The sequence below is a fragment of the uncultured Campylobacter sp. genome (genome assembly GCF_938031315.1).
In the GTDB taxonomy this organism is placed as follows: Bacteria; Campylobacterota; Campylobacteria; order Campylobacterales; family Campylobacteraceae; genus Campylobacter_B.
The window spans coordinates 1-8,485 of record NZ_CALHHT010000427.1; the positions used below are offsets into that span (position 1 = coordinate 1).

The 8,485-nt window shown below is 50.3% G+C and carries 8 protein-coding genes; 2 read left to right on the forward strand and 6 right to left on the reverse strand.

Annotation, left to right across the window (positions count from 1 at the left end):
- Window positions 1-198 precede the first annotated feature (198 nt).
- From Q0236_RS10670 to Q0236_RS10695, 6 genes are all read right to left on the reverse strand, one after another.
- Window positions 199-1,086, reverse strand: a complete 888-nt coding sequence (locus tag Q0236_RS10670; protein ID WP_297917683.1) for a hypothetical protein — start codon at window positions 1,084-1,086, stop codon at window positions 199-201.
- 15 nt (window positions 1,087-1,101) lie between these two features.
- Entirely contained in the window at window positions 1,102-1,842 is a 741-nt protein-coding gene (locus Q0236_RS10675) for a GNAT family N-acetyltransferase (RefSeq protein ID WP_297917684.1), read from the reverse strand.
- Between the two features lie 171 nt (window positions 1,843-2,013).
- Window positions 2,014-2,304, reverse strand: coding sequence for a YciI family protein (locus Q0236_RS10680; RefSeq protein ID WP_297880101.1), 291 nt, complete (start codon window positions 2,302-2,304; stop codon window positions 2,014-2,016).
- Window positions 2,305-2,383: 79 nt separating this feature from the next.
- Complete coding sequence (locus Q0236_RS10685; RefSeq protein WP_297917687.1) at window positions 2,384-3,637, reverse strand: ComEC/Rec2 family competence protein; 1,254 nt, start codon at window positions 3,635-3,637, stop codon at window positions 2,384-2,386.
- A gap of 122 nt (window positions 3,638-3,759) precedes the next feature.
- Window positions 3,760-5,187: a type I glutamate--ammonia ligase gene (glnA, locus tag Q0236_RS10690; RefSeq protein WP_177388609.1), complete on the reverse strand. Its 1,428-nt coding sequence runs from the start codon at window positions 5,185-5,187 to the stop codon at window positions 3,760-3,762.
- A 226-nt stretch (window positions 5,188-5,413) separates the two neighbouring features.
- On the reverse strand, window positions 5,414-6,202 hold the full coding sequence (locus Q0236_RS10695) for a histidinol-phosphatase (protein WP_297917690.1): 789 nt from the start codon (window positions 6,200-6,202) through the stop codon (window positions 5,414-5,416).
- Between the two features lie 71 nt (window positions 6,203-6,273).
- On the opposite strand from Q0236_RS10695, the gene Q0236_RS10700 reads away from it, so the two are divergent.
- Complete coding sequence (locus Q0236_RS10700; protein ID WP_297917693.1) at window positions 6,274-7,536, forward strand: peptidase U32 family protein; 1,263 nt, start codon at window positions 6,274-6,276, stop codon at window positions 7,534-7,536.
- Window positions 7,533-8,027 (forward strand): 5-(carboxyamino)imidazole ribonucleotide mutase, encoded by a 495-nt coding sequence (gene purE / locus Q0236_RS10705; protein ID WP_297917695.1) that lies wholly within the window; start codon window positions 7,533-7,535, stop codon window positions 8,025-8,027. The genes Q0236_RS10700 and purE overlap by 4 nt, the downstream gene beginning before the upstream one ends.
- The last annotated feature ends 458 nt before the right edge of the window (window positions 8,028-8,485 follow it).

The window sequence follows — 8,485 nt, forward strand, 5'->3', positions numbered from 1 at the left end:
GCCTGGGCTCTGCTTGGTTATATGCGGCAAAATAAAACTAATGCCACGCAAGCAAATAGTTTCATTTCGGGCGCATTTATGCCGCGCCGTATCATACCGCACGCCGCAATGACGTATCTAACGCCGCCAGGCCGTGCTTTAGCCGCTACGTCGCGACGCGTACTATCGCTGCGCCTTAAATCCTTGCGCCCGAGGCGTCTAGATCATCTTTCCGACGAGTTTTTCTTTAAATTCCTTATAAATTTCAGGTCCTGCGTGTTTGTATTCGCTCGTCAGCTTGTTGTGAAATTCCGCCATATCGCCGCCGCTTTCGCGGTAGAGCTTGATCGCGTTTCGCCTTACGGCACCGTCTTTTAGATCGCTATCGTAGGCGATGCTCGCATATCGCGTCCGCGCGCCGTCCTTGATCTCGCGGTAGGCCTCGCAGCCCTTGGCTCTGCCGAGCTTTGCGACGCATGCGGCATAGAGGGCTTGTAGGCTCACGCACTGCGGGATCAGCGCCTCCGCCGCGGCAAGGTCTGCTTTGGCGATTTTAGAATTTGTAGCCTTTTGTTCCTGTTGCGCAGCTTTCGACTCCTGCTTTGCGATTTTGGGCTCCTGTTTCGAGGCTTTTCCCCCTTGCTTTTGAACCTTTGGCTCACATTTCGCAGCTTTCGACTCCGCTTTTTGGGCTTTTTTCTCTGCCGCACCGCCCGCTTTACTTTGTTTTGCGTCCGTCCCTGCGGCATGCGAGGCTAGACTGATCTTTTCAAATTTAGGATTTTTGCGGTAGTTTAGATTATTAAAGAATTCTATCACGTCGTCGTAAAATTTATCGTTGCTGACGATGCCGATCTTGCCCTCCTGCCCGCAGAGCTTGCCCATCAAAAACACGATGATCTTATCGGCGAAATCCTTTCTTTGCTTGCCGATCGTAAAGACCTCGCCTATGCTAACGCCCATCTTCGATAGGCGCGCAAGGGTCAAGGCGCCGATCTTTTTGGCGGTGTTGGAGACGATATTGAGCTCGTCGCCCTCTTTGAGATTTACGACATCAAAGATATTATCTACGTCGATATTTTCGTCGTCTATGATAAAGTGCGTCAAAGTTTTTCCTTTAAATTAAATTTCAATGCCCGCGCTCGCGCAAATTTCATCTCTGAAGCGCGCGAAAGGCCTCATCGCAGGCTGATTTTGCAGATGCTCGCCGATCGGCTTTTGCATCCACGCCATATCGTACCAGCGACCGAATTTATAGGCGCAGCGCTCGAATCTGCCGACGAAGCGAAAACCCATACGCTCGTGAAATCGCACGCTAGCGTCGTTTAGATATTCGTCATCCCCGTAAGCGATGCAAGCGTTCATATCTACGATGTTTTGAGCCCTGAGCGCGCGCTGTAGCGCCTCGTAGAGCAGCCTGCCGATGCCCAGAGCGCGCACGTTTTGCGATACATAGACCGAGCATTCCGCCGACCAATCGTATGCCGCGCGCTCTTTGAAAGCCGAAGCGTAGGCGTAGCCGAGGATTTGGCCCGGTTTTAAATTTACGCCGCTTTGTTTTGCAGCACCGCTTGCGCGATTTCGCGCCTCGTCTGCGGGCAAAATTTCACTCCCTGCGCCCGCCGCGCTCGCAAAAATTTTAAAATTTTCATTCCGTTCGTCGTCTGCACATGCCGCCTCATCGCTTGCGTAAGCGAGCAGATATGGGTATCTTTGCAGCGTCTGCTCGATGCGCCCCGCAAATTCCGCGGCGCTGGACACGTCGTATTTGAAGCTGATCGCCGTTTGCTTTACGTAAGGCGCGTAAATTTCAAGCAGCGCATCCGCATCTTGCGGCATTGCGAGCCGCAGTTTTATCAGCACCCGATCTCCTTTAAATTTAGCCGTTTTTGCATAATTTCGATTTTAAACTTGTCTAAATTCGCCACTGCGTTTCGGCTTTGAATTCAGGTTAAAATTTCATCTCGCACGCAAAACGGCTAAATTTCAGAGGCGTGTTTAAGCGCGTAAATTTTAAAATTTAACCCGCGCCATCTATTCGCCGAAAAGCCTCCAAAACTCGGGCGCAAATTTCGTCGGCGCAAATTCTATGATCTCGTATTTTGCGACGCCGTTTTGAAAGAACGGATCTTGCGCGATGATCTCATCAAGCTCCGCGCGGTCTTTGGCGTTGATTAAGATGATGCCGCCTGTGCGAGGGACTTTGCGCCCCGAGCAGATAAATTTATCCGCCGCATAAAATCGGTCTAAAAACGCGTTGTGCTCGTTGATGAAGCGATCGATTTCGCTAATTTCTTTAACATAAGTGAGGTTTGCAATAAACATTTTGATCCTTTGTGAGATTTGAAGCGCGATTTTAGCATAAAATTCCAACGGATAAAATTCCCGCTGGAATTTTCGCGCGCTACGTTATAAAAAATATCGGCGAAATTCCGATTATCGCGCAACCAAGCGCTGCGTAGCGAAGCTTTATCGCAGCAAGCGCGCAGATGTTTGCAAGTGCGAAAAGAAGCGGCGGAATTTGCGCCTGAAAGCTTGGCAGAGCAAAGTTTAAAAACGCAAGCAGCGGCGTATCGAGCGCGCCGCCGAGCCCGAATAGATGCAAAAATATGCTTAGCGGATAAAAGATTACAAACACGTATCCTAGCGGCATGACGCTAAGCTGCTGCAGCGAAGCGGTCGAGAAGAAATAATAGACCGCTACGTTCATACTGAGCCAAACGTAGAGGTTGAAAAGTATGACGTTCTGCCAGAGCTTAAATTTAGGCGCGAAGTGGTGCAGGTAGAGGAAGATATACAGCACGCCGAGGCAGGAGAAATAAAATCCGATCGAAAAGGCCAGGTGCGGGAAAAACGCTAGCAGAAGCGCGATGGTGAGAAAAAGGTTCGTAAATTTAAGTACATAGAAATTTCGCATCGCGAGGTAAAACCCCACGCAGCACATCGCAAGCGAGCGCAGAAAGCTCGGCGTGAAATCAAGCACGAAGAGATATCCGCTCATCAGCACGATCACAAAGACGCTAAGATCGCGCTTAGCGCTGCGATACGGAAAGTAGCGATCCTGAAAATAGCGGTAGATCGGCATCGCGAGCAGAAAGACCGTGCTAAAGATAATGCCCAGATGAAAGCCGCTGATCGAGATGATGTGCGCTATGCCCCAGTTCGTCACGCTGGCGCGCAGCGGTTTTGAAATTTCGGTCGCAAAATACAGCGCAGAGTAAAGATCCGCCGTCATCTCATCTTCGTGTTGGGCTCGGACGAACTCTATGGTGCGCCATTTTGCCCCAGAGGGCGCGGTCTCAGCTGAAATTTTAAAATTTGGCGCGTAAAAGCGCTGCTTTAAAAAATCTAAAAATTTTACGTTTTTGGTTACGATGCCGATATTTACGCGAGCGAAGCGGTGAAATTCCCGCCCGAGCCCAGCGGTCGTGTAGAGGGTGAAATCCGCCGTTTTGAGCTTTAGCACCGTGTAGGTGCGGCCGCGCTCGTTCGTTTTGGCGTAGGCGTTTAGAATTTGCGCGTCGTAAAAAGCGTAGTTTTTCGCGCGGAATTCTTTGAATTCATAAAATTTCACGCCTAGGTTTATCGATAAAATTCCAAGCAAAATGAGCAGAAAGTATAAAATTTCACGTTTGCGATAAAAGAGCTGAAGCTTCACGGGCGGTATTTAAGTTCGCGCGACGGAATTTTAAAAGCTCGCGCGCGGCGAAATTTTAAAATTCCAAGGCCTTATGCCGCACCGCATCGCAAAAACCGGGCGGCGCGGCATAAAATTTAGCCTTAGCACGAATAATTCGTCGCAAACTCAAACGGCGTAGGGCGCGCCTCGTAAGGCCAAACCTGAGTTTCAAATTTAAAATGCTGATAGGTCTCGATAAAAAGCTCGCTCATTATCGGGCGCAGGTATTCATTATCGCGGATCACCGCCTCTAGGCTGCCGCGAAGCGTGTGCGGAAGCTGCTCGATGCCGCGCTCGCGGATCTCATCTAGGTGCAGCTTGAATAAATTTTCATCCATCGGCCCCACCGGCTCGGTTTTGTTTTTGATACCGTCGATGCCCGCCATCAGCATCGCCGCAAACGCCAAATACGGGCATGCTGTGCTATCGGGGAAGCGCATCTCCGCGCGCACGGAGTTCTCGCCGCTGCCGTAAGGGATACGGATCGAAGCGGAGCGGTTTTGGCTCGAATAAGTTAGAATGGACGGCGCCTCAAAGCCCGGGATCAGGCGCTTGTAGCTGTTGGTGCTCGGGTTCGTAAACGCCGCGACGCTGCGCGCATGCTTTAGCACGCCGCCGATATACCATCTCGCCGCGTCGCTTAAATTTGCATAGTTGCCCTTTTTGTAAAAGGTATTTTTGCCCTTTTTCCAGATCGATTGATGTACGTGCATTCCGCTGCCGTTATCGCCGTAGAGCGGCTTTGGCATAAAGGTCGCGGTCTTGCCGTTTAGGTGCGCGACCATCTTTACGACGTATTTGTATTTTTGCACGTTGTCGGCGGCCTCGACGAGAGTGCCGTATTTGACGCCGATCTCGCCCTGGCCTTGCGCTACTTCGTGGTGGCAGATGAAGGTCTCAAGCCCGATCTGCTCAAGTACCTTTAGCATCTCGGCGCGCAGATCGACCATCGAATCGACGGGCTGGACGGGGAAGTAGCCGCCCTTTACGCCCGGGCGGTGGCCGCTGTTAAAGCCGTCTTTGTAGTTTTTGCCGCTGTTCCAATGCCCCTCTTCGGTATCTACCTTAAACATCGCGCAGTTCATATCGTCGATGATCTTTACGTCGTCGAAAACGAAAAACTCATTCTCCGGCCCGAAATAGCAGGTATCTCCAAGACCCGTAGTTTGCAGAAACTGCTCGGCTTTTTTAGCGATCGAGCGCGGGCATTTTTCGTAAAGCTCGTTTTTGTAGATGTCGTAAACGTCGCAGATGACGATGATCGTAACGTCCGCGGTGAATGGATCCAAAAACGCCGTTTGCACGTCGGGCTTTAGCATCATATCGGATTTATCGATTGGCTGCCATGCCGCTACCGAGCTTGCGTCAAATGGAATTCCGTCGGCGAAGTCCTTCGGCAGGCGCTTGTAGTTGTAAGCGACATGGTGCCAGGTGCCTTTTAGATCGGTAAATCTAAAATCCACGAACTCGACCTCGTTTTCATCGCAAAATTTAAAAAATTCCTTCACGTCATTAACAAATTTTCCCATATTTTTTCCTTTTTTCCGCCCGTATTCGGGCTAAATTTAACGGCGGATTTTAACATTATTTAGTTGAAATTCGACTTTATCTGCGCCGTTTTGCGCGCCGCGATTTTTAAAATTTCTTGCCGCCGTGCCTTTTGAAATCTGAAATTTTCACGCCACTGAAGCTTTTGAAATTTTAAAATTTTGCGCCACTCGCCTTTTAAAATTTAAAGGCGGCCGCCGTTAAAATTTACGCTAGACTTACAAACTGCCGCTCGCGGTTTTTGAAAACGGCGATCTTATCATAGCCGAACTCGCGCGCTTTGGCGTAAATTTTATCGTAGTTTAGCGCTACTTGAGCTACCGAGTGCGCGTCCGAGCTAAGCGTGATCGGCACGTCTGCATCCGCTAGCATCTGCAAAAGCGCGTCGCTTGGATAAATTTCATTTGCGGGCTTGCGAAGCCCCGCGGAGTTTAGCTCCACGACGATGCCGCTTTTTTTGATCGCGTTTATCGCGCCGCCTGCCAAAACTCTAATATCTTTTTTCGGAGTAAATTTAAAAATTTTAATCAGATCCATGTGCCCTAAAATGTCGAATTTGCCGCTTCTGCACAGCGCGCAGATCAGCGCAAAGTATTCGCGATAAACGTCGTCTATCTCGCGCCCGCTCCACTGATCTAAAAATTCCTCGTTATCAAAGCCCCAGTTGTTTAAAAAATGCACCGAGCCGATGAGATAATCAACCTCGCGCGCGAAAACCCGCTCATCCATTAGCTCTTTTTTCGTCATAAAATCGACCTCGTATCCCAGCCGCACGTCGATCCGCCCGCTAAACTCATCTCGCAGATCTCTAATCATCCGCTCGTAAAGCTCCATCTGCTCGAAACTCATTCGGTATTTTTGATCGAAGTTCATCGGCGCGTGATCCGCAAAGCCGAAAATTTCTATGCCTCGTGCGATCGCCGCTTCCAAATACTGCCGCGGCTCGCCGCTAGCGTGGTTGCAAAGATAGGTGTGGTTGTGCAGATCGGCTCGCATCAACTGCTCCTTAAATAAAATTTTGGCTAAATTGTAGTAAAATCGCGCTTAAAAAATCACTAGGAATGTATTTGAAAAAACCCGAACTCTTAGCTCCTGCCGGGAATTTAACGAAACTAAAAATCGCCCTCGCGTACGGCGCGGACGCCGTGTATGCAAGCACCGGCTCATTTTCGCTGCGCCAGCGAAGCGCGAAGGAATTTAGCAAGGAAAGCTTTGCAGAAGGCGTCGCATACGCGCACGAACGCGGTAAAAAGCTCTACGCGACCGTAAACGGCTTTGCGACCAACGGCCAGCTTGAAAATATCAAAAGGCATTTGGAATTTCTTCGCGATCTGCGCGTGGATGGAATTTTAATCGCCACTTTGGGCGTCGCGAGCCTCGCGCGAGCCGTAGCGCCTGAGATCCCGATTCACGTCTCCACCCAAGCTAACGTGCTAAATTATCTCGACGCGCAGGTTTGGGCGGAGCTGGGCGCCGTCCGCATCGTCGCGGCGCGCGAAATGACGCTCAAAGACGCCGTAGAGATTAAGGAAAAACTTCCAAACCTCGAGATTGAAATTTTCGTGCACGGCTCGATGTGTTTCGCATACAGCGGGCGCTGTCTTGTTAGCGCAGTGCAAAGCGGACGCTTTAGCAACCGCGGAAGCTGCGCGAACGACTGTAGATTTAACTACGAGCTTTACGCGAAAAATCCCGAAACCAGCGCGCTTTTCCGCTTACAAGAGCGCGAAGGGGAGGGCACTTTCGTAATGAACGCGAAGGATCTTAGCCTCATTTCGCACGTGCAAAAGATCATGCAAACGGGCGCGATCGACAGCTTCAAAATCGAAGGGCGCACCAAGAGCGAATACTACGTCGCATGCGCCACGAACGCTTACCGCGCGGCGATCGACGATGCCGCGAGCGATAAATTTGAGGCCGGTGTTTACGAGCGCGAGATCGCGACGCTTAAAAACCGCGGCTTTAGTGACGGATATTTGATAAAACGCCCGTACGAGCGAGAGGATACGCAAAATTTAGACCGCAGTATTGAGTTTGGCACGCATCAGGTTTGCGCGATCTCGCAGGATGGCGAGTTTATAAGCGTCAAGGATAAAATTTTGCCGGGCGAAGCGTATGAAATTTTTGCTCCGCGCGGCTTTAAAATTTGCGCTTGCGATAATGAGATCGGCGAAATTTACGAGCTTAGCGGCAAGCCTTATTTGAAATTTAAGAGGCTGCAAAGCCGCAGCGGTAAGGAATTTAGCGAGATTCACAGCGGCAATCTAAATGAGATCAAGCTGCCCGCGAAGCTCGCGGAGTTTTGCTTTTTAAGAAAGGAGATAGAATGAAATTTGTTTCTATAATAATGGGCTCAAAGAGCGATTACGAGGTCGTTTACGAGGCGGCTAAAATTTTAAACGAATTTGGCGCGGCGTACGAGATGATCGTATCTTCGGCGCACCGAAGCCCCGCCCGCACGGCTAAATACGTCGCGGACGCCGAGAAAAAGGGCGCACAGGTTTTCATCTGCGCGGCGGGCATGGCGGCGCATCTTGCGGGCGCGGTCGCTGCGAATACGACCAAGCCGGTGCTGGGCGTCCCGCTCGGCGGCAGCGCGCTTGGCGGCGTAGATGCGCTGTATTCGACCGTGCAGATGCCTGCGGGTATCCCCGTCGCGACGCTTGCGATCGGCAAGGCGGGCGCAAAAAACGCGGCGTATCTGGCGGTGCAAATTTTAGCTCTAAACGACGAGCTTCTAAGCTCGAAGCTAAAGGCGGATCGCGCGGCAAAAGCTGAGGCGCTGAAAAAGGACTCCGAGCAGATCGAAGTGCTGCTGTAGCGCGCCGCTAAATTTAAAAGCAAAATTCTATTCTAAAGGACGAAAGAGCCAAAAAGACGGGTCGCGACAGCAAGAAAATTTTGCCCGCGCGCAGATTAATACGACCTTTTTGGAACGGCACGCCTGCGGACTTGCCGCAGCTGCGCTTACAAGCCGTGTAGCAAATCGCCTCTAGAGCTAGCGACAAGCTTAACGGCGCAAAATTTTGACGAAGCTAAATTTGCAGATAAAATTTAGTCGCGCGAAATTTTAGGTCTGCCCCGATAGGCATAAAATTTCAGAGCCGCTCTAATAGGCATAAAATTTTGCGCTGCTCGCGACTCACAGATGAAATTTTAAAATTTTAGAATTTTAGAATTTTAGAATTTTGCGGCGTGTGACGCACTAGAATTTATAAATCAACGATAAAAGGATAAAAATGACGTTTTCACAGATTATTTTGACGCTTCAAAACTACT